Here is a 23359-nt window from a genome sequence, read left to right as displayed (position 1 = left end):
CGACCCGGCACCAGCTCAGAAAACCGTTAGAAGATCCTTTTCAATCCAAGCCGGTGGATTCAGGCTAAGTCCAATACCGTTCAGTTAGTGGACTCGGATGGTGATGTGGGGGCTGTGTTTGGGCTGGGGCCAGTGTGCGTGGTGGGAGCGTTTCGCGGCCCATTTCAGGACCTTGCGTTTGACGACTCGCGGGTGTGAGCGTTTTCGGCGGGGTGGGTTGAGGTGTTGGGTGAGCCATCGGATGGCGTGACGCCATGCTGCGTCGGCCGTGTCAGCGCCCGGAGGGGGAAAATGCGCCCTGCGCGACTGAACGGCGGGCGATGCGGAGGGCCTTGACGAAGGAGACTCTGTCGGGGTCCTGGCCGGTGTGCGCGGCGGTGTCGGCCATCAGGGTACGGATGGCGTAGTGGCAGCACAGGTGTCCCCAGATTTCTTGCTGGACGAGGTCGGGGGCTTTCGAGCGCAGTACCGCGCGGGGCCCGCGTTGATGGGTCTTCAGTTCGTCGAAGGTTGTCTCGATCTCCCATCGTTGGGCATAGGCGGCTGCGAGGTCTTCGGCGCCGACGTCGGCCGGGTCGAGGATCGTGGTCAGCAGCCGGTATTCCTCGGGGTTGTCCCGGCCGTCATCGACCGTGTAGTCGATCACTCTGACTGTGAGCGGCTCTGTCGTGGCCCGGTTCGTGCCCGACGTCGGGACTATCCGGGCCAGCCAGGATCCATCGGCCAGTGTTTCCAGATGCCGGGGCCGCAGGTTCGTTTTCACTCGCCAGAGCAGATCCGCGCCCGTGGCGGCGGCCTGCTGCCACAGACGGAACCCGTAGAAGCCCCGGTCGGCCAGGACCAGTTGGTCCTGCTCCAGCCGACCGGCGAGCTGCCGGGACAACTCGATCTCCGACACGCTGCACGGGCCGGTGGCAGCGTCGAAGACGGCATGGGTGCCGCATTCCGCCAATGCCACCAGGCGGGCCTGCGGAAACGCGGACTGCTCCCCCCGGCTGGAAGCGGTGCGCCCGAAGAATTCTGCGTTGGCTGCCGTGTCTGCCACGTCCAGGCACGTCCCGTCGATCGCCACCAGACGACGCCCGGCCAGCCACGACCCCGGCGTGTCCGGCCCCGCCAGCGGACGCGCGACCCGCGCGAAGAGATCCCGCACCGGCTCGAACCCCAGACGAGCCCTGGCCTGGAAGATCGCCGACTTCGAGGGCGGCGTGAACGACTCCGACCACCCCGACGCCCACGACAGCCCATCCGTGAGCTGCGCGAACACATCCTCGTAGGAGCCATCCGAATACAGCGCCATCCCCATCGAGAAGTACGCCATCACCCGCGCGGGCAAGGACCGGTGACGCCGCTCAGTACGCCCCGCCTCCTCGATCACCGCGTCAACCACATCCGCGGGAAACACCCGCGTCAGCAACCCCACAGACACCAAATCCGACAACCGGACATCAGAAGACGGCTTCACCCAACCAGAACGCGGCATCCCCCACAATAACCCAGAAGCTCTTAACTGAACGGTATTGAGGCTAAGTCCCATCCCTCTTCTTCGGAGGGAATCCCCGCCTTCAGGCGGGGAGGGAATCCGATCCTGAACCCTGCGGCGCGGAGCGCCGCAGTTTCGCTCCGGAATGCCTCGCCCGCGGAGCCGCGCTCAGTCGGGCCGCTTCTGGTTCTCGATGCAGTCCTTGACCACGTGGAGGGGTGCGCCGGCGCATGACCCCGCGAAGTAGGAGCCGGACCAGAAGCGGCCGTGCATGATGGCCTGGTTGACGTGGCCGGTGAACTCCTCTCTTCGCAGCGTGTCAGTATCTCGTCGTTGAAGACGGTCCGCCGGTACCTGGTGACGAACACCAAATGCGCGTGCAGGTGGTGGACGACGTGACGGCCGCGCCGTACGTCGGGGTTTGGTTCCCAACGTGGTGACATGAACCAATGTTACGGTTAAGGTCGATTCGAGTCGGAGGGGTGGGCTGAATGATCCGTGCGTACAAGTTCCTCATGCGGCCCACCGCCCGGCAGGAACAAGCGCTCGGTGAGATGCTGCGCGATCACTGCTCGCTCTACAACGGCGCGTTGCAAGAGCGTCGTGACGCCTACCGGCACGCCTCGAAGACGACGGTCCGGTACGGGCAGCAGTCGGTGCAGCTCAAGGAGATCCGGGCATGCCTTGGTGGTCCGGCCCTTGCCCTTGCGTTCGGTGTTCCAGACCTCGCGGCGTACGACGTCCAGCGCGTCGGTGGCCCACTTCACCGTGTGGAAGGGGTCCATCACCCGCACCGCGTTCGGGCAGTGCGCGGAGACCGGGCCGGCGACCCAGTCCGCCGCATCGGCCGAAACGTGCGTGATCTTCGCGGAGCGTTCGGGTCCCAGCAGGTCGAAGAACTTGTTCAAGGTGGCCTTGTCCCGGCCGGGTTCGGCCCACAGCAGACGCCCGGAATCGTGGTCGACGACGACGGTGAGGTACTTGTGGCGCTTCTTGTAACTGATCTCGTCGATCCCGATCCGACGGAGCCCGGCCAGCCGGTCGGTCTGCGCCTCGGCATCCGCCCAGACCCGGGCAACGATGGAGCCGACCGTGCGCCACCCAATCCGCATCAGCTGCGTGACGGCCGTCTTGGAACAGCAGGTCGCCAGCCAGGCGACCTGCGCGTCGAAAGCCAGGGTGTGACCGGCGCCGTGCCGGGCCCAGGGCACCCCAGCCACCGTCACCCCGTGCACCGGACACGACACCCGGGGCGCGTCGGCCTCGATGAAAGCCGTGAGCACGCCGATGTCCAGGGCCCGCCAGCGACGCCGCCCCTCACCGGCGTCGTACTTCGCCGCCCTGCGCCCACAGATCCCGCACCTCTGCCGCCGCCCCTTGACCGGACGGGCATGGACAACGATCACCACACTGCCGTCGGCATCCTCGCCGGAGCCTTCCTCTTCGGCCTCGACCTGCTCGATCACCGTCTTTTCGACATCGAGCAGCCGAGTCCATATCCTTGTACTTCGCACGCCGTATCCAGGTTCTTCCGTTTCGTTCCTTAAGCAGTCGAAACGTACCCCGGGTACGGCGTGTTCTGCGTATCAGCCCTGGTCAGCGACCCACGGATCCGACAGGAGAGCCCTTTATGTGCGGGTCTCGGGCACCAGCGGGCAGGAGTCGTCGCTGGCCGCGCAGGAGGCCGAGCTGCGGGCCTCGGCTTCAGGGGTGGTGGTCGCGGTCTTCAAGGACCGGGCCTCGGGACTGCGGGAGTCGCGGCCGGGGCTTGACCGGCTGTTGAAGCGGGCCGCGGCGGGTGAGTTCACTCATGTGCGGGTCACGCACGGCGACCGGCTGGCCCGTTTCGGTGCGGGCTGGTTGACACAGGTTCTGGCCCATCACCACGTCACCGTCGAGGTGTTGCATGCCAAGGGGGCGGCCGGGGGGATGGAGGAGCTGCTGGACGACTTCATGTCGTTGGTAGCCACCTTCGCCGGCCGTATGTACGGGATGCGCTCACGCGCGGCGCGTCGGCGGCTTCTGGCCGAGGCCGAGGGCCGCGTGGAGCACCCTGCCCCCGAAGCCATAGCCGAAGCCGAAGTTGCGGGTGAACGTCGTGGCTAGGTTGATGGCGACGGCTTCGTGTACGGCCTTCCGTGGTGTCCTGGAGGGCAGTGGTGAGCGGGTCGGGCAGGGCTTGCTGTTCGAACGGGTGGGGTTTTGGGCCCGGTTGAGTCAGTCGCTGACCGGTGCTCTGGTGGCTTCGCGGTGGGACGAGGACTCGCTGGACGTGCTGGCTGCCGGGGTGGACGAGCGGGGCGAGGACCTGCCGTCCAAGGGGTGGATGGCGATGCGCCGCCTGGACTGGCGGCAGGACGTCACGCCCCCGGCCGGGGTGTATGTGTCGGACCGGGTGCGCCGCGGTGCCGAGGAGTACGCGGCCCGGGCTCTGCGTCTGGCCCTGCGCCGGCGCACCATCGTGACCGCGATCCTGGCCACCTGGCCCGGTGATCCCCGTCGGCGTACCGAGGCGGAGTGGGCCGCGCTGCGCAAGCTGCTGCCCGCCGGGGTGGCGGGTGCCGAAATCCGTAACCGCACCCGCCAGATCCGTGCGTATGCGGCCGAGCACGGGAAGCTGCCTACCGGGTTGTGCGTACTGGAGGGACCGCCGCAGGTCGGCGAGTTGGTGCTGCTTGCCGCGATGGACCGCCAGCAGGTCACCCTGGCCAGGGTGGACGAGACCACCGCCCGTTTGCGTCTCAAGCTTCCGCTGTGTGCGGCTCCCGCCTCGGGCCGTGACTGGGCCTGGCACGTGATCGACATCCGCCTGCCCGGCACCGTCGGGGTGGACTCGGTGCTGCACACCCCCACCCTGCGCCCCACTCGGGCCGGGAGGATCGCGGTGGATCTGCCGCACTCCCGGCCCGCCCCGGCCACCAAGGCGAGCGGGCATACTGTGGCACTCGGCTTCGACTGGGGTGTGGGCACCCTGCTCACCGGCACGCTCGGCCGCCTGACCGGCAAAGGACAGACCCGGCGGGTTCTCACCGACGGGCGTCCGCTGATCTTCGACGCCACGACGGTCAGTGCCGCCCTGCACCGGTTGCGCGGTGTGCGTGAGCACCTCGCGGCCAAACGCGATCACCAGCGGGCCCTCGCGGACGGGCTGGGCTCCCCGCACCTGGCCTGGGGTGAGCACCTTGATCGGGCCCGGGTGCTGGAGGTCGAGCACGGGCGGGTGTGTGCCCGGATCCGGCACTTGAACGACGCGCTGGCCTGGTCGGCGGCCCGCTGGGCCGTCGACCAGGCCGTAGCGCTCGGCGCGAGCGTCGTCTACCTCGAAGACCTCGCCACCCTCGAAGCCCGTGGCCACCGGCGCGGCAATGCCCGCCTGTCCGGGCAGGTGCGCGGCACCGTGGCCCAGGCGATGCGGCACCTGGCCGCGAAGGCGGGCATCGCGGTGGTCACCGTCCCGGCCCGCGGCACCTCCAGGCTGTGCCCCGGCTGCCTGGGCGCCCTGACCCACCACCCCGCCCCCGACCGGCTGGCCGAACGCGGCTGGAGATGGGCGCACTGCACCGGGTGCGGGCTGTCCATGGACCGCGACCATGCCGCCGCCCGCCGGATCGTCTCCCGCGGCCTGCTCGCCCAGACCCACACCACCACCACCGACCCCACCACCCACACCCGCACCATCCGCACCACCGTGGACGGCACCGTGGCCCTGGTCCGCCGCCCGAAGAAGACCACCCACCGCATGCGCCGCCAACGCCAAGCGGAGCAGGCCCCACCCCGGCTACGCGGAACCAACACCACCCCGGGCAAGGGCCGCCCCACCCCCAGCAGGCCCACCGGCCCTGGTGGCCGAGGCACCCGGCACGCTGCCGCAGGGCAGGCCCCGGGCCCGAAGACTTCCCGCCGTATGCCCGATGTGCGTACGGTCCCCGCCACCACCCCCACCGGGGTGGTTCAGCGTCCGGCGGGGCATGACACCCAGACACCCACCCCCACCGGGCCGGTGCCAGGTCATGGAGTACCCGCCCGCGTCCGGCCGGAAGAAGACCCTCTACCCGGACGCAGGCGGCTCTCACGCAGAACCTGTCGGCGGCGCACCCGCGCCGCCGAGCGGACCGGCTTCCACCACCTGCACGCCACCGAGGTCCACCCCCTCACCCCGAGGATCGGACCACCGGACGGCAACCGCACACGGCCACGCCGCGCCCGAAAAGCCTGAATCTCACAGGCACACACAGAGTTCTAGAGACGCTTCGTCCCACAGCCGAAAAGGTGGGTGGTCGAGCAGGTCAACGGCACGTTGATGCTGCACCGGCGACTGGCCCGCGAATACGACCACCGGCCCGACAACGCCGCCTCGCGTGTCTACTGGGTCGTCGCGCCGATGGTCAAAGCGGCGGGGGCCGCGCAGCAGCTGCTGTTGGTCTCCTCGGCGGCGGGCTGGTCGAAGAGGCCCGCGCCGCCGCAGACACCGGTCTCGGGCAGGGTGAGTTCGACTCGTTCGGCGGCCTCACGGTCGCCGGCGAGGGCGGCCGCGATGGAGCGGACCTGCTCGTAGCCGGTCATGGCCAGGAAGGTCGGCGCACGGCCGTAGGACTTCATGCCGACGAGGTAGACGTCCTTCTCCGGGTGGGAGAGCTCGCCCTCGCCGTGGGGGTAGACGGTGCCGCAGGAGTGCTGGTTCGGGTCGATCAGCGGGGCGAGCGCGGTCGGGGCCTGGAGGCGCTCGTCGAGACCGAGGCGGAGTTCGTCGAGGAAGGTGAGGTCGGGGCGGAAGCCGGTGAGGACGATGACCTCGTCGACCGGATCGAGTTGGCGGCCGTCCTCGCCGACCAGGACCAGGCGGCCGTCGGCGTCGTGTTCGATGGTGTCGGTGCGGAAGCCGGTGACGGCGTCGGCGCGTCCGTGGTCGTCCGCAGTGTCGGACCGAAGATCGACGGCGACGACCCGACCGGCCGTTCGGCTCGCCGGCCACACCGTCGGCAAGCCTGGATCAGGTCTTCAGTCTCGAAGGGCGCCAGATGGTCTGGGCCGGCGGCAACGGGCCCGACCATCCTCCCCCCGGAGCGGGTGCCAAGCGCGGTGGTGAGCTCACGTCTCCTGCGGGCGGCGGGCGGGAGTGAGGGCGTCCTGTGTCGCGGCCCACGAAGCGAGCAGGCGCAGACCCTCTTCGGAGGGTGAGCCGGGTTCGGCGGTGTAGATCGTGAGGGTGAGGCCCGGTTCGGCCGCCATCTCCAGCCCCTCGAAAGCGAGGGTGAGGTCGCCGACGGCGTGGTGATGGAAGCGCTTGGTGCCGGTGCCGTGGTGACGGACGTTGTGGGCGCCCCAGCGGGTGCGGAACTCATCGCTGCGGGTGGACAGTTCGCCGACGAGGTCGTGGAGATCCTTGTCGTGGGGGTTGCGGCCGGCCTCGGTGCGCAGGATCGCAACGGTGACGTCGGCGGCGAGGTCCCAGTCGGGGTAGAAGGGGCGGGAGACGGGGTCCAGGAAGGTGAAGCGGGCCAGGTTCGCCTGGTTGTGGGCGGTGGCGTAGACGTCGCCGTAGAAGGCGCGGGCGAGCGCGTTGGCGGCGAGGATGTCCATGCGGCCGTTGCGGACGAACGCGGGCCCGGCGGTGATCGCGTCGAGGGTCCACTGCAGGCTGGGGTGCGGGGTCCACTGGCGGGCGGGGCGTCGGCGCCGGGGGCGGGTGAGGGCGTCGGAGCCGTCGGCGGCCTGGGCCAGGCGGAGGAGGTGGGCCCGTTCGGCGTCGTCGAGCCTCAGGGCGCGGGCGACGGCTTCGAGGACGGCGGGGGAGACGCCGGCGAGGTTGCCGCGTTCGAGCTTGGCGTAGTACTCCACGCTCATGTCGGCCAGGGCTGCGACCTCGCTGCGGCGCAGGCCGGGGACACGGCGCCGGGCCCCGGAGGGCAGTCCGGCCTGCTCGGGGGTGATCTTGGCTCGCCGCGAGGTGAGGAACTCGCGGACCTCCTGATGGTTGTCCACCCTTCGACCGTACGTGCAGCGGGCCGCGGGAGGGATGTACTGCCAGTACACCCATCGACGGTGACTGGCTGCCCACGATGAATGGCAGTTACCTGGAGGACGTGGTGCTTTTCCCCGGCCGTCCGTCGGCGGGGAGGAGACCGCCCGACCCTGGTGTGCGGTACCTCGCGGCTCGGGGCCGGTACCACGCGGACCGCAACAGCGGTCCGGACCACGTACGCAAAGGAACCCCTCATGCGCGGCGCAGTGATCCACGCCCCCGGTGACGTCCGCTTCGAGACGCTGGACGACCCGAAGATCCTCCACCCCACGGATGCGATCATCCGTACGGCCGCCACCTGCGTGTGCGGCTCCGACCTGTGGGCCTGGCGCGGTCTGGAGCCGATCGGTGACCCGCATCCGATGGGGCACGAGTATGTCGGTTTCGTCGAGGAGGTCGGTTCCGAGGTCACGGCCGTGGAGCCGGGGCAGTTTGTGGTCGGATCGTTCGCGACCTCGGACAACACCTGCGCGAACTGCAGGAACGGCTTCCAGTCGAACTGTCTGCATCGCGAGTTTATGAGCACCTGCCAGGCCGACTATGTCCGCATCCCCAACGCCCAGGGCACCCTGGTCGCCACCGACGAGGTGCCGGCCGAGGAAGTGTGGCCGAGCCTGCTGGCCGTCTCCGACGTGATGGGGACCGGCTGGTGGGCCGCCGACGCCGCCGAGGTGCGGCCTGGCTCGACCGTCGTGGTCGTCGGGGACGGCGCCGTCGGACTGTCCGCCGTGATCGCGGCGAAGGAGATGGGTGCGGAGCGAATCATCGCAATGAGCCGCCACGAGTCCCGGCAGAAGCTGGCCCGCGAGTTCGGCGCCACCGACATCGTCACCGAACGCGGCGATGAGGGCATCGCCCGGATCAAGGAACTCACCGGCGGCATCGGCGCCGACAGCGTGCTTGAGTGCGTGGGCACTGCGCAGGCCATGCAGCAGGCACTACACTCCGCCCGGCCCGGCGGCAGCGTCGGCTTCGTCGGCGTCCCCCACGAGGTCGCCATTGACGGGCAGGAACTGTTCTTCTCCCACGTCGGCCTGCGGGGCGGCCCCGCCCCCGTGCGCCGCTACCTTCCCGACCTCATCGACCGCGTCGTGACCGGCCGGATCGACCCGGGCAAGGTCTTCGACCTCACCCTTCCCCTGGACCAGGTCGCGGAGGGATACCAGGCGATGGACGAACGCCGCGCCATCAAGGCACTTCTCAAGCCCTGACCCCGCACGTTCCCGTTTCCACGGGGCCGGACGCCCGGCCCGGCCCGCTTGAGGAGGACCCCAGCATGACCACGTACGTTCTCGTCGGTGCCGGTCCCGGCCTCGGACTGGCCACCGCCCGCCGCTTCGGCACCGCCGGCCACGGCGTCGCCTTGATCGCCCGCAGCGCCGAACACCTCGAGCACCTGACGGATGAGCTCCGCCGCGACGGCATCTGGGCCCGAGGATTCCCCGCGGACGTCCTGGACCCGGCCGCGCTCACCGGCGCCCTCCAGGACGCGGCCGAGGCGCTCGGGCCGGTCGAGATCCTGCAGTACAGCCCGGTGCCGCGCGCCGACTTCATGAAACCGGTCCTCGACACCACCGCCGACGACCTGGAGGATCCGCTCGCCTTCTCCCTGAAGGGGCCGATCACCTGTGTGAACGCGGTCCTGCCCGGCATGCGGGCCCTGGGGCGCGGCACCCTTCTCTTCGTCAACGGCGGCAGCGCTGTCCGCCCGCACCCCCAGCGGGCCGGTACCTCGATCGCGTTCGCCGCCGAAAGCGCCTACGCCCGCATGCTCCACGATGCGCTCGCCGCCGAGAACATCCACGCCGCGCAACTGATCGTCCCCGGAGCGATCCGGCCCGACGCCGAACAGAGCAGCCCCGAGGTGCTGGCCGAGCGCCTGTACGCCCTGCATGCCGAGCGCGACGGCTTCCGCCATTACGCCGAGCCGATGCCCGAGTGACGGAAAGGCGATGGACATGTTTCGGGTGTCCCATCCGGACGTGCGGCTCCGGCCGGCCCTTCCGGCGATCTCGGCGGTCGTGGGACTGCTGGCCCTGACCGCCTGCTCCGGCAGCGGGCAGACCACCGGCCCCTCCTCCCCGGCGGCCTCCTCCGAGCGCTCCCGGACAACCAGCACCCAGCCCGCCACACCGTACGACAGGAGCAGCGTCATGCGTATCCAGCTCACCCTCGACGGACACCCGGTCCGAGCCACGCTGAACGAAAGCCCTGCCGCCCAGGACTTCGCCGCGCTGCTCCCGCTCTCCCTCGAGCTGGAGGACTTCCACCGGACCGAGAGGGTCGCCGACCTCCCGAGAAAACTGGGCACCTCCGGCGCACCGGTCGCGCCCACCCCTCGGGCAGGGGACCTGGCCCACTACGCGCCCTGGCGCAACCTGGCCCTCTTCTACCGCGACGGCGAGGCGTCCCCGGGCCTGGTCGTTCTCGGGCACCTCGACGACAGCCAGGACATCGACCGGCTGGCCACCGCCGACCGCGTCACCATCAAGTCCCTGACCTGAACCGGCCGTCACACCTGCTCGGCGTACCGCTGTGTCCACACCGCACCGAAAGGGGAAAGCCCCGTTGAACCCCACGTACGACTTCACCGGTCAGGTCGCCTTCGTCACCGGAGCTTCCTCCGGCATGGGCCTGGCCACTGCCCGCGCCTTCGCCGAAGCCGGTGCCGCAGTCGGCCTCGCCGACATCGACGAAGCCGCCCTGGACGCGGCGGCACAGCAGCTCACCAACGAAGGTCACCGAGCGATCGCGCTCACCTGCGACGTCACCGACGAGTCCCAGGTCGCCGCTGCCGTCGACCGCACGGTGGAGACCTTCGGCCGCCTGGACATGGCCTACAACAACGCCGGCATCCAGATCCCGCCTGCCGATGCCGCCGAGGAAGCGGCCGAGGTGTTCGACCGTGTCCACGCCATCAACCTGCGCGGCATCTGGGCGAGCATGAAGCACGAGCTGCGTCACATGCGCGACCAGGGCAGCGGCGCGATCGTCAACTGCTCCTCCCTCGGCGGCCTCGTCGGCATCCCCGGCCGCGCCTCCTACCACGCCTCCAAGCACGGCGTGATCGGCCTGACCGGCAGCGCCGCCCTGGAGTACGCCCCACGCGGCATCCGCATCAACGCGATCTGCCCCGGCACCATCGACACCCCCATGGTCAGCGACATGATCGCCAAGGGAGAACTCGACCGCGCAGAGGCCGAAGCGAATCAGCCCATCAACCGTCTCGGCACCGCAGACGAGATCGCGCAGGCCGTCCTGTGGCTGTGCAGCCCCGGTGCCGGCTTCGTCATCGGCGTCGCCCTGCCCGTCGACGGCGGCTACGTCGCCCGGTAACCACAGAGACAGTGAGCGGCTTCCCCTGCGGAAGCTGCCCTGATGCACATCAAGGAGTGACAACATGCCCAAGCGGTCCGCCCCGAAGGAGCTGGAGGTGATCGCGCCCAAGCTCGTCGAGGTCACCAACGGGGTGCTCTTCGGCGACGTCTGGGAGCGTCCCGGGCTCTCACCACGCGACCGTAGCCTGGTGACCGTCAGCGTCCTGGCCGCCCTCTACCGCAGCGAGCAACTGCCGTACCACCTCGGCGTGGCACTGGAGAACGGCCTGAGCGTCGAGGAGCTCTCCGAGGCCATCACCCACCTCGCCTTCTACGCGGGCTGGCCCAACGCCATGACCGCGATCAGCCTGCTCAAGAAGCTCGCCGACGAGCGCGGCGCCTGACACCGGCCCACCGCTTCCTCCACACCCGCACAGCAAGGAACACCTTTCGTGGAACACATCACGCAGACTCCGACCGTCAAGGCCCCCGCCGAGCGCTTCACCGGCGAGGTCTACCTCAACATGATCGAGACCCCAGCGGAACCGGCCCGGCTGGCGACCGCCCTGGTCCGCTTCACCCCCGGCGCCCGCACCAACTGGCACTCCCACGCCAACGGCCAGACCCTCTACATCACCGACGGCGTCGGCCTCGTCGGCACCCGCGACGGCCATGTCGTACGGGTCAGCGCCGGGCAGACCGTCAAGTGCCCGCCCGAAGAGGAGCACTGGCACGGAGGCACCGACACCACCCTCATGGCGCACATCGCCATGGTCGTCGGCGATGCCGACGGCGACGGCACCACGTGGCTGGAACCAGTGACCGACGAGGAGTACGCCGCGGCGCTCGCCGCCGTCACCCGCTGACGCTGAGGCAGAGTGCGACGGTCGGCGACGTGCGAGACCCAGGGAAGGGGCGCAGTCATACCCTCAACTGGACTCGCACGTATCGAGCAACGATCGGACCATGTTAGAACTGACTCGGACCGGTGGGGACAGAGCGAGCAGCGTGATCCGGGCGGGGTGATCTGGACGACGTGCACGTCGGGCGTCATCTGGATGTCGGTGTCGACCTCGAAGCCCAGCCGGTCGGCGTAGAACTCCTTGGCTCGGTCCAGGTCGGCGACGGGGGCGCGGACGACTTCGAGTGTCCAGTTCACGATGGTCTCCTGGTGTAGAGGCGGCCCGTATGCGGCGGTTCGGCCGGGTGGGGCCGCCTCAATGTGCACAGCTGTTGATTCGTGCGGGCTTCGCACACACCGTGCTTCCCCCGGATGCTCGCGGGGAGGACGCCGGGCCACCATCTCTGGAGTGGTGGGCGAAGGACGGGGACGGTTGGGTTCCCCCACGCCTCTCTATCTCTGGGGGAACCCTGACGCATGCCGGGCCACACGAGCCTCGGGGCCGTCGGGGACTCCGATTCGGCGCCGCTGGCGGAGCGTTACGGACGCCGCGTGCGGGGCGCGGTGGGCGAGCCGAGGTCCTGGACCCTCGGGCTGGGTCCTGCACTTCCCACGGGTGGCCTTGCGGGCCCACAGGGGGCAAATCCCGGCCGCGCCCAGGTGCCTTTTTTGACGACAGTCGACCCAGAAGCAGAAGAAGCCGCGTGAGGCGTTTTAAGAGCCTCGCGCGTGCTGCGCGTAGGGGGGATCATCTTCGCCTTCGATCCACCGCTGAAGCGCCATTCGGAGGGCCTATTGCCCTATGAATGGAGGCCGTGTTGGGTATGCTAAATCTAGTTCTCGGTTCTATGGTGAACCTTGCGGAGTAGGGCTTGGCCGGTCGGCCGGGCCCTGCTGTCGACCCCTTTTGTCCGATGCCAGCCCGCTTCCACCTCCCGGGTGGGAGCGCGGTTTGTCGTGCCAGAAAAGAGAGCGCCCCTGTGACTCATCCCGGCATTCCCTCCGACCTTCCGGCCGACAACGCCGCGCCCGCGCCTGGCCCCGGCAACGTGGGAGACGCGTCTTACACCGGTGGCGACATCCAGGTGCTGGAGGGCCTGGAGGCGGTCCGCAAGCGGCCCGGCATGTACATCGGCTCGACCGGCGAGCGGGGTCTGCACCATCTGGTCTACGAGATCGTCGACAACTCGGTCGACGAGGCGCTGGCCGGGCACGCGGACCGCATCGACGTGACGATCCTGGCCGACGGCGGGGTGCGCGTCGTCGACAACGGCCGCGGCATCCCGGTCGACATCGTCCCCTCCCAGGGAAAGCCGGCGCTGGAGGTCGTCCTGACGGTGCTACACGCGGGCGGCAAGTTCGGTGGCGGCGGCTACGCCGTCTCCGGCGGTCTGCACGGCGTGGGCATGTCGGTCGTCAACGCGCTGTCCACGCGGGTGGAGGCGGAGGTCCGCTACGGCGGGCACCGCTGGAGCCAGGACTACGAGAAGGGCGTGCCGACCACGGTGCTCAAGCAGCACGAGGAGGTCACCACCACCGGTACCTCGCTGGTGTTCTGGGCCGACGGGGACATCTTCGAGACGACCGAGTACTCCTTCGAGACTCTCTCGCGCCGCTTCCAGGAGATGGCCTTCCTCAACAAGGGCCTGACCCTCTCCCTGACCGACGAGCGCGAGTCGGCCAAGGCGACCGTCGGCGCGGACGACCCGGACGCGGACGCGATCGAGCCGGCCGCGCGGACGGTCACCTACTTCTACGAGGGCGGCATCGTCGACTTCGTGAAGTACCTCAACGCGCGCAAGGGCGAGCCGGTGCACCCCTCGGTCATCTCACTGGAGGCGGAGGACACCGAGCGTCTTCTGTCGGTGGAAGTCGCGATGCAGTGGAACAGCCAGTTCTCCGACAGCGTGTACTCCTTCGCGAACACGATCCACACGCATGAGGGCGGTACCCACGAAGAGGGCTTCCGCGCCGCGATGACGGGTCTGGTCAACCGGTACGCGCGGGACAAGAAGTTCCTGCGGGAGAAGGACGACAACCTCGCCGGCGAGGACATCCGCGAGGGTCTGACGGCGATCATCTCGGTGAAGCTGGGCGAGCCGCAGTTCGAGGGCCAGACGAAGACCAAGCTGGGCAACACCGAGGCCAAGACCTTCGTACAGAAGGTCGTCCACGAGCACCTGAACGACTGGTTCGACCGCAACCCGATCGAGGCCGCGGACATCATCCGCAAGTCGATCCAGGCGGCCACGGCCCGCGTCGCGGCCCGCAAGGCCCGTGACCTGACCCGCCGCAAGGGCCTGCTGGAGTCGGCGTCGCTGCCGGGCAAGCTGTCGGACTGCCAGTCCAACGACCCGACGAAGTGCGAGATCTTCATCGTCGAGGGCGACTCCGCCGGCGGTTCGGCGAAGTCCGGTCGCAACCCGATGTACCAGGCCATCCTGCCGATCCGTGGCAAGATCCTGAACGTCGAGAAGGCCCGCATCGACAAGATCCTCCAGAACACCGAGGTCCAGGCGCTGATCAGTGCCTTCGGCACGGGCGTGCACGAGGACTTCGACATCGAGAAGCTCCGCTATCACAAGATCATCCTGATGGCGGACGCCGACGTCGACGGCCAGCACATCAACACCCTGCTGCTGACCTTCCTCTTCCGCTTCATGCGGCCGCTGGTCGAGGCGGGGCACGTGTACCTCTCCCGCCCGCCGCTCTACAAGATCAAGTGGGGCCGCGACGACTTCGAGTACGCGTACTCCGACCGCGAGCGCGACGCCCTGGTCGAGCTCGGCAAGCAGAACGGCAAGCGGATCAAGGAAGACTCGATCCAGCGCTTCAAGGGTCTCGGCGAGATGAACGCCGAGGAGCTGCGCATCACGACGATGGACGTCGACCACCGCGTGCTCGGCCAGGTCACCCTGGACGACGCCGCCCAGGCCGACGACCTCTTCTCCGTGTTGATGGGTGAGGACGTCGAAGCCCGACGCTCCTTCATCCAGCGCAACGCCAAGGACGTTCGCTTCCTCGACATCTGATCCGGCACCAGCTACACCCTCCCGGACCGGGGCCCGCACCGGCGGACCCCGGTCGCCTCACCTCTTCTTCCGCACCTGGAGCGAACGCGTGAGCACCCCGCCCTGCGCCCGTCCCCGCCCGCCGACGGCCTCGACTGCACCGCGCGGCACCTGCTTGTCCTCGAAGGGCTGGAGGCTCTTCGCAAGCGACTTGGGATGTACATCGGGTCCACCGACAGCCGTGGCCTGATGCACACAGCTCTTGGGACGGCGGTCGGCACGAGACCAGCCGCTACTGCGGCAACCGGCAGCCCGGCGACCCGATCGACGTCATCGCCCTGGAGCGCCCCCTACGCGGCTCGGCAACCGGGACTGCCTTGCCAGCCTGTCCCGCTCGAAAATACGATTTCGCGGCTGCGGCCTGCACGTTTGCTGATCCTGGCGACAAGGCCTCGACTGGCCTGCGACGATCTGCGGATGTCGCTGTCGGTCGTCGCCACGCTCGTCCGGAATCTGATCACCGTGCCCGCTGCCGTACTGCGCAGCCGTATGGCCAAGGATGCGGAAGTTCTCGCGCTCCGGCATGAGAACGCGGTGCTGCGCCGGCAGATCGCCCGGGTCTGCTACGAGCCCGCCGACCGGATCTGGCTCGCCGCATTCTCCCGGCTGATCCCGCGCGAACGTTGGCGCCAGGTCTTCGCGGTCACCCCCACCACACTGCTGGCCTGGCACCGTCAACTCCTCGCCCGCAAGTGGGCGTTCACCCAACGCCGCCGCCCCGGCCGACCCTCCACCGCGCCCGCCGTCAAGCAGCTCATTCTGCGCCTGGCCCGCGAGAACAGCACCTGGGGCCACCGCCGGATTCAGGGCGAACTCGCCCGCCTGGGCTACGCGATCGCCCCGTCCACAGTCCGGGAGATCCTGCATGCCGCCGGCATCGACCCCACCCCGCAGCGCTCCGGGCCGACCTGGCGCCAGTTCCTCACCGACCAGGCCCACAGCATCATCGCCGCCGACATCCTCCACCTCGACACCATGTCACTCAAGCGCCTCTACGCCCTGGTCGTCATCGAGCACGGCACCCGGCGCCTCCACCTCGCCGGCGTCACCGCCCATCCCACCGCGCAATGAACCGCCCAGCAGGCCAGGAACCCCGCCGTGATCCTGGACCCCCGCATCGACTCGCTGCGATTCCTCCTCCGGGACCGGGACAGCAAGTACACCCGTGCCTTCGACGCCGTCTTCGAGGCCGACGGCGTGGAAATTCTGCCCAGCCCACCACGGGCACCCAAAGCGAACGCGAACTGCGAGCGAGTTGTGGGCACCCTCCGCCGCGAACTCCTCGACCGCATGCTGATCTACAACGAGGCCCACGCCGTGAAAGTACTGACCGAGTACATCCAGCACTACAACGGACACCGTCCCCACCAATCCCGCCAGCAGCTCCCCCGGACAGCGACCAACCGTCCAACCCGGCCGCCATCACCGACCTCCAGGCCCACCGGATCCGGCGACAACCCATCCTCAAAGGATTGATCAACCAGTATCACCACGCCGCCTGACCAAACAACACCACCGCAGCTCACACCACCGAATCGTATTCTCGAGCGGGACAGGCACCGCCCCCTCTCGGGGACGGTGCCACCGTCATGTCATGCCGTCAGCGCGGGGTCAGCCGACCGGGATCGCCCGGGGGAGTGCCGAGTCGACGGTGTTGCCGCGCCCGTCCTCGGCCGTCACACGGACGCCCAGGAAGCCACCGGACTTCAGCGCGGAACCCGGCGCGGTGAACCGGTAGTCGCCGTTGTCGTCCTGGTGCGCCGACACCTGCTGCCAGCTGACGCCGAGGTCCGAGGTCACCCAGGCGCGCACATTGCGCAGCCCGTCGACCGCGCCTGTCACGTCGGCAGTCACGTTCAGCGAACGGTTGGCGCGCGCCTGGTTCATGTTGTCCAGGCGCGCGTCGAACGCCACGTTGAGCAGCTTCACCGGAGTCGCCGTATCACCCGTGCCACCAGCGGTGAAGGTCCACTTGGAGGTCGCCTCGCCGCCCATCGGGAAGATCCCGGCGGAGGTGTAGGTGCGCCGCAGCTCGTACGAGGCCTTGTCGGCGTCCGCGAACGTCTTGTCGATCAACGAGCCCCGGTCGGCGACCAGTGTGCCGTTGCGGTAGAGCTGGCTCGTGGCCTGGGTGCGCTGGGGGGAGTTGAAGTCGGCGTTCCGTCCGACGAGCCCCTTCGGGTTGACGCTGTCGTCCACCTGCAATTGGAGACGGGCACCGGTGGCCTGGCCGGTAGCGAGCACCGAGAACGGTCCGGTGAACCAGGTGTCCTTCGTGGAGGTGCCCGGCTGGTAGGTGAACTGGGTCGGCCAGTAGTTCATTTGCACGCCGCCCTGGTTGCGGTACGTGAACCGTAGCCAGATCCTGTCCTCGGCCTGGATGTACTCCGTACGCTCGCGCGGGACGGTCAGGTAGGACGGCGAGGACGTGTTGAGGCCGTTCAGCCCGGTGCCGTAGACCGTGCTGCCCTCCTGGTAGCGGAGCTTCTCGTTCATGCCCCTGTACGTCGTGCGGACCTTGGCGAACTTCTCGACCTCATCGCGCGTCAGCCGTCGCTCGGGGTTGTCGCTGACGTCGGTCCGGGCGTAGGCCGCGTCGTAGAGGGCGGACGTGTCGCCGACAGTGATGTCGCTGTCCGCGTCGGCGAGGCGCCAGCGCTCGTTGAACGCGACCTTGCCGAGGTGGGCTTCTGTGGTGGGCGTGATCCACAGTGCGTCGCGCGGGAAGGCCCCGTAGGCGCCGCCGGCCAGCATGCTGTGCCGGATGCCGTACTTTCCGTCGTCGGTCGTACGGGACAGGTTGCCCATCATGAACTCGGGGCGGGTGTCCTTGCCCTCCACCGACGCGGTCCAGCGGCGGGCCTTGCGGGCGTCGAAGACGATCTCGTTCGAGCCGGCCTTCAGGTCGGCGCTGACGATCGCGATCTGGCGGAGTCCGTCGATGGTCATCGCGATCATCGCGAGACCCATGTAGCGGCCCTCGGGAACCCGCAGGTCGCGGGTGCCCTCAGGGCGGACCTCCGCGTTCAGAGAGGCACCGCTGTCCGCGTTGAGCAGGGAGATCTGAGCGGGCGCGGGCTTGCCCGCGCGGTCGAGCGTGGTGACCTTGATGGACTGTGCCCGGTCCAGGAGCAGCGGGATGCGCAGAGCCTGGCTGCCACCGGCGGGGAGCGCCGTCAGCGCGCCGGTGTACGTACCGGTCGGAGTGCCCGCGGAATCGACGGTGAGCGTGACATCGGTGGACTCACCGGCGCCCAGCGTGACGGTCGAGGCCGACAGCTTCAGCAGGCCGGCGGGCGGGGTCGAACCCGCTGCTGCCAGCGTGCCCATGAGGCTCAGGGTCACGGCCGCGTCAGCCGTGTTGGTGAGCTTGACGGTACGGGTCGCGGTGCCGTCGGACACGTCCAGGCGTCCGAAGTCGACGGCGCCGGTGTCGGCCACGACGGACTGCTTCAGCGCGGCGGGGAGGTTCACCACGCCGGTGCCGACGTCGTAGACCGTCTGCCCGCTCTGGGGAGCCGGCGCTGTCGCGGTGCCCATCAGCGTGTGCTTCAGCTGGTCCGGGGTCCAGTCGGGGTGCTCCTGGGCCAGGACGGCTGCGGCGCCCGTGATGTGCGGGGCGGCCATCGACGTACCGCTCAGGGCGGTGTACGCCGGGTCGGCCTGCACGGTGCCGAGGTTGGTGCCTGTGGCGCGTGCCGCGACGACGTTGACGCCAGGGGCGGCTATCTCCGGCTTGATCGTGCCGTTGAAAGACGGCCCGCGGCTGGAGAACGACGCGGTACCGCCCGCGAAGTCCACCGCGGCGACCGACAGGGCGTGCGGGGCGATCGACGGGGCGGACACGGTGCTGATGTTCGGACCGCTGTTGCCCGCCGACACCACGAACAGGGTGCCGGACGAGGTTGCCAGCGCTTCGAGCGACTGGGTGACCGGGTCCTGTCCGTTGGTCGGGCCGCTGCCCAGCGACATGTTGACGACCTTGGCGCCCTGGGCGACGGCCCACTCCATGCCGGCGATGACCTGTGAGTCCGAACCAGAGCCCTTGTCATCCAGCACCTTGCCGACGATTAGGTCGGCGTCCGGCGCGACGCCGGACCGGATACCTGGGGCTCCCGCGCCGCTGCCGGCCACGGTCGCTGCGACATGCGTGCCGTGGCCCTGCTTGTCGAGCGTGCTGCCGCTTCCGGAGAAGTCCTTGGTCGCACTGATCCGGCCCGCGAGGTCGGGATGCGTCTGGTCGGCGCCGGTGTCCAGTACGGCGACCTTGACGCCCTTGCCGGTGCGACCGGCCTGCCAGGCGGTGTCGGCGCCGATCTGGGTGAGGTTGCGGTCCAGCGCGTCGGCGTGCACCTTGCCGTCGAGCCAGATGCTCTTGACGCCGTCCAGCTCGCCCTTGGTGTCGAGGGCGTCACCGACCTCGGCCGCGTCGTCCTTGTCGAGGACCGCCGTGCTCGCCTTGAGCGAGCGGAAGTCGCGCTTGGCGGGCATCAGCCCGTCGCTCGCGAGAGCCTCCGGACGGTCGGCGCCGGTGCGCCGCACGATCAGCGGCAGCGCGTCGACGTGGGAGTCGTCGTACCCGTCGCGGATCAGCCCGTCGACGTTGAACAGCTGCGGGTCCAGGAGGGAACCGACCTTGCCGATCACGTCGCTCGGGTAGAAGTACGCGTCGCCGTCGATGTCCGTACGCGCCAGAATCGTGCCCGGAGCCGAACCGGTGGCGGGGACCGCGCTGTACGACTTCTTGCCGTCCGGGGTGGTGGTGACCGTCACCTGATCACCAGTGATGAGGGTGACCGTGCTGCTCACCGATGCGCTGAACACTGCGGCGGGCGGCTCCGGTGCGGGCCCGGCCGTCGCCGACGGTATGACGGCCGGTGAGTAGAGAGCGGCGACCGTGATCGCCGCCACGAGTCTGGCGCGGGCAAGGGATTTCATGGGAACTCCGGCTTCTGGAGGGTGGACGGCGTCGGCGTGCCGGGCGCGGGAGGCGGCGGCAGTTTGATGCGGTAGGCACTCAGGTCGCCCGTCTCCTTCTCGGTGAGCAGTGTGGAGCCGGTGAGCCGGCACCATCCGTGGAGGGACGAGCGGACCTGAGGGTTGGCGCTGTGCAGTTCCAGCACGCTGCCGACGGGCAGCTCGCACCAGCGCCGCTCCAGCAGGCCGAGGATGCGGGCCCATGGCTCGCCGCCCGCGTCGACGACGGTAAGGACCGAGTCATTCGGACCGGGGGCGTCGGACGACGCATCGGGCGGGGCAGTACACATGGGCAGTTCTTCCTCGGAGGCTCAAGCACGGGGCACGCACACCCCGGGGTTGCGGGGCTGGCCAGACCGTAGGAAACCCGCGTTACCCGCGAATTACCGTGGCTCAGGTCGGCCAGGTGCGTCGGCTCGGGCGGCGGCGAGTTCCTCCGTCAGCCGCCGCATTCCGTCGAGGACTTGCGGGTCACGCGCCAGCGACACTGCGTCGGCGCACGCCGTCAGCGCCTTGTCCGCCTCATCGAGCCGCCCACAGCGCAGCTCCACCTCGGCAAGCCCCACCAGCGCGTACGGCAGCACCCACGAGGTTCCGAGGGAACGGGCCAGCCGCACGGCGGCGTTGGCCAGGGCGGTCGCCCGCTCATGGTCGCCTACCAGCAGCTCCGCTCCCGCGAGATTGCTCTGGTCGAAGGCGAGCACCGCGGGGTCGCCGGTGCGCCGGGCCACCGACACGGCGCGCCGCGCAGCGTCCCGGGCCGCATCCAGTCGGCCCTCCTCACGGGCCAGTTCACCCACCACGGACAGCGCACTGGAGATCAGCGTGGCATCGCCGCTCCGCTCAGCCGTCCGCAGCGCTTCCTCGGCCGCCTCGCGGCTCTCGCGACCGTGCCCGGAGAGCAGCAGCGAGGCGGAGCGGACGGTGAACATGCGCGACAGCAGCGGATCCCGGCTCTCTTCCGGCAGCCGTGCGGTCTCCAGTTCCACGCGGCGTAGTGCCGACAAGGTCTCGTCGTACCGGCCGGCGTAGAAGCTGAGTGCACCCTGGGCCAAGTGCAGCGCGGCCCGGTCGGCGACCGGCGCCTGGGCCGGCGCGGCGGCGCTACCGAGTACCGCGAGGCCGTCCAGCGGGCGTTGGGCGCGGCCGAGTACTTCGGCCAGTGACACCGCGGCGCGCAGCGCGCCCGCGTGGTCGGATGCCGCGGTCAGATCCCGCAGCGCCTGCCGCAGCACCGTCTCGGCCTCCGGATAGCGGGCGGCTCGGCGCAGCACCATTCCCCAGGCCAGTCGTGCCTCGGCGGACGAAGCCCGGTCGGTGGTGTCCAGATGGGTCACCAGTTCCCGGTAGTAGTCGCAGGCACTGTCGTTGGCATACAGGGCGGCCGCGCGGTCGGCGGCGGCCCGAAGGAAGACCGGCGCACGCGGGTCGTCCGCCACCGTCATATGGAAGGCGAGGGTGTCGACGGCGTCGGGACGCAGCCGCACCACAGTGTCCGCGTAAGCCTGGTGGAGCCGTCGGCGTGCGGCCCGGCTCAGCTGCTCCGCACACGCCAGACGTACCAGCGGATGACGGAACGCGTAGCCGAGCACGGGCCGACCGCCGAGGACGACATCGCGTTCCTCGACGATGCCCGAACCGGTTGCCGCGTCGAGCGCCGCCGTGACCTCGGGGCCCTCCAGTGGTGGATGCAGACCGGCGGAGGTGACGGATTCCAGCTCGGTCAGCGAGACCGCCGTACCGCCCGCCACCGAGAGCGCGGCCAAGGTACGCCGGGCCGCCACGGGAAGACGGGCCAGCCGGCCACCGACGAGGCGCCGGATGCTGTCGGGAACGGCATCCGTGTCCGGCTCGGCGGTGGTGCGCTGTCGCGGCCCCATGCGCTCCAGGCCGGCTTCGCCGCTGGTCGTCAGTTCGAGGGCGAACAGAGGATTGCCCAGGGAGAGCTGAAAGATGCGGGAGATCGTACGCCGGTCCTCCCGGCGCCCGCCGAGTCCGGCCGCCGCCGTCGCGAGACCCGCGCAGTCGGCGCGGCTCAGCCGCAGCAGATCGATCTCCACCGCCATCCGCTGCCGCAGGATGCCGTCGAGCACCTGCTGTCGCACATCGTCCGGCTCCAGGCTGTCATCGCGACAGGTGGCGATGAAGCGCCAGCGCCTGGCCTGCGCGGTCCGTACGAGGTGGTGCAGCAGGCTCAGCGATCCCGGATCCGCAGAGTGCAGGTCGTCGAGCACGACCAGGACGGGGCGCGCCGCCGCGAGGTCGGTGAGGACCCCGGCGACGGCACGGAACAGCCGGGCGCGCTCCTGCTCCGGGCTCGCGGCGGCGGGCGGACCGCCGCCCAGCGAGGGCACCAGGGCGGCGAGCCCGATGTGTTCGGCGCTCACCCGGGACCGCTCCTCGGCGCTGCACCCGGCGAGGTGACCGTCGAGCGCGTCGGCGAACACCGCGTACGGAGTCTGCCCCTCGGCCTCGTGGCTCGTACCCCACAGCACACACACGCCCTGCGCCGCCGCACGGCGGGCCGCCTCCGCGACCAGCCGGGTCTTTCCGATGCCGGCCTCGCCGCGCACCACCACGAGCGGAGTGTCCCCGGACGCGGCCGATGCGTGTTCGGCGAGGAGCGCCAGTGGCCGCTCACGGCCGAACAGGGGCAGCCGTTCGGGGCGGCGGATGACGGGCGGCAGGGGTGCGGGCTCCTGCGAGGGGCGGGTGAGCGGCGCTGCGCCGACGGCGTCGAGGGCGGACAGCGCCGTGAGGTGCATGGCCTCCAGCGCGGCGCCGGGACGCACCCCCAGCTCGTCGGCGAGCGCCTCACGGCAGGCGTGATACTGGCGGATGGCCTGACGCGGTCGGCCCATGTCGCACCAGGTGCGGGCCAGCAGCAGGTTCAGCTCCTCGTCGGCGGGGGAGCGTTCCACCGCTTCACGCAACACACCGACCGCCTCATCGGTTCGTCCCCCGGCCAGCAGCCGCCCGGCCAGGGCGGGGACGAGCTGCTCCCGCAGCACCTCGATACGGCGACGGCGATCCGCGGCCCAGTCCGCGAATCTGTCTTCCGGCAGCAACTCCCCGTCCAGGGCGGCCAGCGCGGCGCCGAGCGCATCCGGGCTTCCCGAGCTGAGGACCTCCCGCGCCGCCTTCTCCGCCTCGTCGGCATCGACACGTACCAGCTCCGGCGCCAGGAACAGCAGATCCCCCTCCGCCACCAGATAGGAGGACGGAACCCGGGGCGCCAACTCGGGCTCCAGAGCGTGGCGCGCGGCATGGAGGGTGACGCGAAGGTTCCGTATGCCCGCGTCCATCGAGGCGTCCGGCCAGAGCAGATCCATCACTTCCTCGCGGTGACGCCGCAGACCCGGAGCGACGGCGAGCAGTTTCACCAGCGTCTGCGCGGTGCTCCGCCGCCACCGGCGGGGGATCGTCAGCCCATCGTCACGAACCGCCGCAAATCCTCCAAGGAGACGCAGGGACAGCCCTGGTGCGCGTGGGACCTTGGCCGGCACTGACATGGCGCATACCTTAGCGATCTGCTGTCACCTGTTCGACAGCTGCCTACAGGCTGAGCGTTACTACGGCGTTACTGTG

General features: G+C 69.8%; 16 protein-coding genes and 6 pseudogenes. 13 read left to right on the top strand and 9 right to left on the bottom strand.

Features of this window, described 5'->3' with window-relative positions:
* Positions 1–271: 271 nt before the first annotated feature.
* On the bottom strand, positions 272–1483 hold the full coding sequence (locus OG395_RS07940) for an IS4 family transposase (RefSeq protein ID WP_327249272.1): 1212 nt from the start codon (positions 1481–1483) through the stop codon (positions 272–274).
* A gap of 168 nt (positions 1484–1651) precedes the next feature.
* Positions 1652–1926: pseudogene (locus OG395_RS58185) on the bottom strand (hypothetical protein).
* A gap of 48 nt (positions 1927–1974) precedes the next feature.
* Here OG395_RS58185 and OG395_RS07930 point away from each other — a divergent pair.
* Positions 1975–2163 (top strand): annotated as a pseudogene (locus OG395_RS07930) (helix-turn-helix domain-containing protein); the annotation flags it as partial.
* Here the strand turns inward: OG395_RS07930 and OG395_RS07925 are convergent.
* A pseudogene (locus tag OG395_RS07925) lies at positions 2164–2997 on the bottom strand (transposase); the annotation flags it as partial.
* A 118-nt stretch (positions 2998–3115) separates the two neighbouring features.
* On the opposite strand from OG395_RS07925, the gene OG395_RS07920 reads away from it, so the two are divergent.
* The 3 genes and pseudogenes from OG395_RS07920 to OG395_RS07910 form a co-directional block, all read left to right on the top strand.
* On the top strand, positions 3116–3589 hold the full coding sequence (locus OG395_RS07920) for a recombinase family protein (protein WP_327242248.1): 474 nt from the start codon (positions 3116–3118) through the stop codon (positions 3587–3589).
* Positions 3590–3593: 4 nt separating this feature from the next.
* Entirely contained in the window at positions 3594–5699 is a 2106-nt protein-coding gene (locus tag OG395_RS07915) for a zinc ribbon domain-containing protein (protein ID WP_327242247.1), read from the top strand.
* 33 nt (positions 5700–5732) lie between these two features.
* Positions 5733–5852 (top strand): annotated as a pseudogene (locus OG395_RS07910) (IS5/IS1182 family transposase); the annotation flags it as partial.
* On the opposite strand, the pseudogene OG395_RS07905 reads toward OG395_RS07910, so the two are convergent.
* A pseudogene (locus OG395_RS07905) lies at positions 5846–6397 on the bottom strand (flavoprotein); the annotation flags it as partial. The pseudogenes OG395_RS07910 and OG395_RS07905 overlap by 7 nt on opposite strands.
* 174 nt (positions 6398–6571) lie before the next feature.
* Positions 6572–7465 (bottom strand): helix-turn-helix transcriptional regulator, encoded by an 894-nt coding sequence (locus tag OG395_RS07900; protein ID WP_327242246.1) that lies wholly within the window; start codon positions 7463–7465, stop codon positions 6572–6574.
* Positions 7466–7699: 234 nt separating this feature from the next.
* Between OG395_RS07900 and OG395_RS07895 the strand changes: the two genes are divergently transcribed.
* From OG395_RS07895 to OG395_RS07870, 6 genes are all read left to right on the top strand, one after another.
* The gene (locus OG395_RS07895; RefSeq protein ID WP_327242245.1) at positions 7700–8716 is read left to right on the top strand and encodes a zinc-dependent alcohol dehydrogenase family protein; all 1017 of its coding nucleotides are present in this window, start codon (positions 7700–7702) and stop codon (positions 8714–8716) included.
* A gap of 65 nt (positions 8717–8781) precedes the next feature.
* Positions 8782–9447 (top strand): SDR family NAD(P)-dependent oxidoreductase, encoded by a 666-nt coding sequence (locus tag OG395_RS07890; RefSeq protein ID WP_327242244.1) that lies wholly within the window; start codon positions 8782–8784, stop codon positions 9445–9447.
* 10 nt (positions 9448–9457) lie between these two features.
* Complete coding sequence (locus tag OG395_RS07885; RefSeq protein ID WP_327242243.1) at positions 9458–10009, top strand: cyclophilin-like fold protein; 552 nt, start codon at positions 9458–9460, stop codon at positions 10007–10009.
* Between the two features lie 64 nt (positions 10010–10073).
* Entirely contained in the window at positions 10074–10841 is a 768-nt protein-coding gene (locus tag OG395_RS07880; RefSeq protein ID WP_327242242.1) for a glucose 1-dehydrogenase, read from the top strand.
* Between the two features lie 64 nt (positions 10842–10905).
* Positions 10906–11226 (top strand): carboxymuconolactone decarboxylase family protein, encoded by a 321-nt coding sequence (locus OG395_RS07875; protein WP_327242241.1) that lies wholly within the window; start codon positions 10906–10908, stop codon positions 11224–11226.
* Between the two features lie 48 nt (positions 11227–11274).
* Entirely contained in the window at positions 11275–11688 is a 414-nt protein-coding gene (locus tag OG395_RS07870; protein WP_327242240.1) for a (R)-mandelonitrile lyase, read from the top strand.
* Positions 11689–11846: 158 nt separating this feature from the next.
* Here OG395_RS07870 and OG395_RS07865 read toward each other — a convergent pair.
* A pseudogene (locus tag OG395_RS07865) lies at positions 11847–12125 on the bottom strand (VOC family protein); the annotation flags it as partial.
* Between the two features lie 647 nt (positions 12126–12772).
* Here OG395_RS07865 and gyrB point away from each other — a divergent pair.
* The 3 genes from gyrB to OG395_RS07850 all read left to right on the top strand — a co-directional run bounded on the left by gyrB (position 12773) and on the right by OG395_RS07850 (position 16270).
* Positions 12773–14755, top strand: coding sequence for a DNA topoisomerase (ATP-hydrolyzing) subunit B (gene gyrB / locus OG395_RS07860; protein ID WP_327249271.1), 1983 nt, complete (start codon positions 12773–12775; stop codon positions 14753–14755).
* A gap of 456 nt (positions 14756–15211) precedes the next feature.
* On the top strand, positions 15212–15865 hold the full coding sequence (locus OG395_RS07855; RefSeq protein WP_327242239.1) for a helix-turn-helix domain-containing protein: 654 nt from the start codon (positions 15212–15214) through the stop codon (positions 15863–15865).
* 27 nt (positions 15866–15892) lie between these two features.
* Positions 15893–16270, top strand: coding sequence for an integrase core domain-containing protein (locus OG395_RS07850; RefSeq protein ID WP_327242238.1), 378 nt, complete (start codon positions 15893–15895; stop codon positions 16268–16270).
* A gap of 135 nt (positions 16271–16405) precedes the next feature.
* Here the strand turns inward: OG395_RS07850 and OG395_RS07845 are convergent, their stop codons facing one another.
* The 3 genes from OG395_RS07845 to OG395_RS07835 all read right to left on the bottom strand — a co-directional run bounded on the left by OG395_RS07845 (position 16406) and on the right by OG395_RS07835 (position 23283).
* On the bottom strand, positions 16406–19732 hold the full coding sequence (locus OG395_RS07845) for a S8 family peptidase (RefSeq protein WP_327242237.1): 3327 nt from the start codon (positions 19730–19732) through the stop codon (positions 16406–16408).
* Positions 19729–20061, bottom strand: coding sequence for a sulfurtransferase TusA family protein (locus OG395_RS07840; protein ID WP_327242236.1), 333 nt, complete (start codon positions 20059–20061; stop codon positions 19729–19731). Before OG395_RS07840 ends, OG395_RS07845 begins: the two co-directional genes overlap by 4 nt.
* Before the next feature lie 93 nt (positions 20062–20154).
* The gene (locus OG395_RS07835; protein ID WP_327242235.1) at positions 20155–23283 is read right to left on the bottom strand and encodes an ATP-binding protein; all 3129 of its coding nucleotides are present in this window, start codon (positions 23281–23283) and stop codon (positions 20155–20157) included.
* Positions 23284–23359: the final 76 nt, after the last annotated feature.

The sequence above is a fragment of the Streptomyces sp. NBC_01320 genome, assembly GCF_035974375.1.
Lineage (GTDB): Bacteria > Actinomycetota > Actinomycetes > Streptomycetales > Streptomycetaceae > Streptomyces > Streptomyces yanii.
This window is presented reverse-complemented; position numbering and strand designations above follow the sequence as displayed.

Coding starts and splice junctions, on each gene's coding strand:
- OG395_RS07940 (WP_327249272.1), bottom strand. CDS start 1,483: ATGCCGCGTTCTGGTTGGGTGAAGCCGTCTTCTGATGTCCGGTTGTCG.
- OG395_RS07915 (WP_327242247.1), top strand. CDS start 3,594: ATGGCGACGGCTTCGTGTACGGCCTTCCGTGGTGTCCTGGAGGGCAGT.
- OG395_RS07895 (WP_327242245.1), top strand. CDS start 7,700: ATGCGCGGCGCAGTGATCCACGCCCCCGGTGACGTCCGCTTCGAGACG.
- OG395_RS07890 (WP_327242244.1), top strand. CDS start 8,782: ATGACCACGTACGTTCTCGTCGGTGCCGGTCCCGGCCTCGGACTGGCC.
- OG395_RS07885 (WP_327242243.1), top strand. CDS start 9,458: ATGGACATGTTTCGGGTGTCCCATCCGGACGTGCGGCTCCGGCCGGCC.
- OG395_RS07875 (WP_327242241.1), top strand. CDS start 10,906: ATGCCCAAGCGGTCCGCCCCGAAGGAGCTGGAGGTGATCGCGCCCAAG.
- OG395_RS07855 (WP_327242239.1), top strand. CDS start 15,212: ATGTCGCTGTCGGTCGTCGCCACGCTCGTCCGGAATCTGATCACCGTG.
- OG395_RS07845 (WP_327242237.1), bottom strand. CDS start 19,732: ATGAAATCCCTTGCCCGCGCCAGACTCGTGGCGGCGATCACGGTCGCC.
- OG395_RS07840 (WP_327242236.1), bottom strand. CDS start 20,061: ATGTGTACTGCCCCGCCCGATGCGTCGTCCGACGCCCCCGGTCCGAAT.
- OG395_RS07835 (WP_327242235.1), bottom strand. CDS start 23,283: ATGTCAGTGCCGGCCAAGGTCCCACGCGCACCAGGGCTGTCCCTGCGT.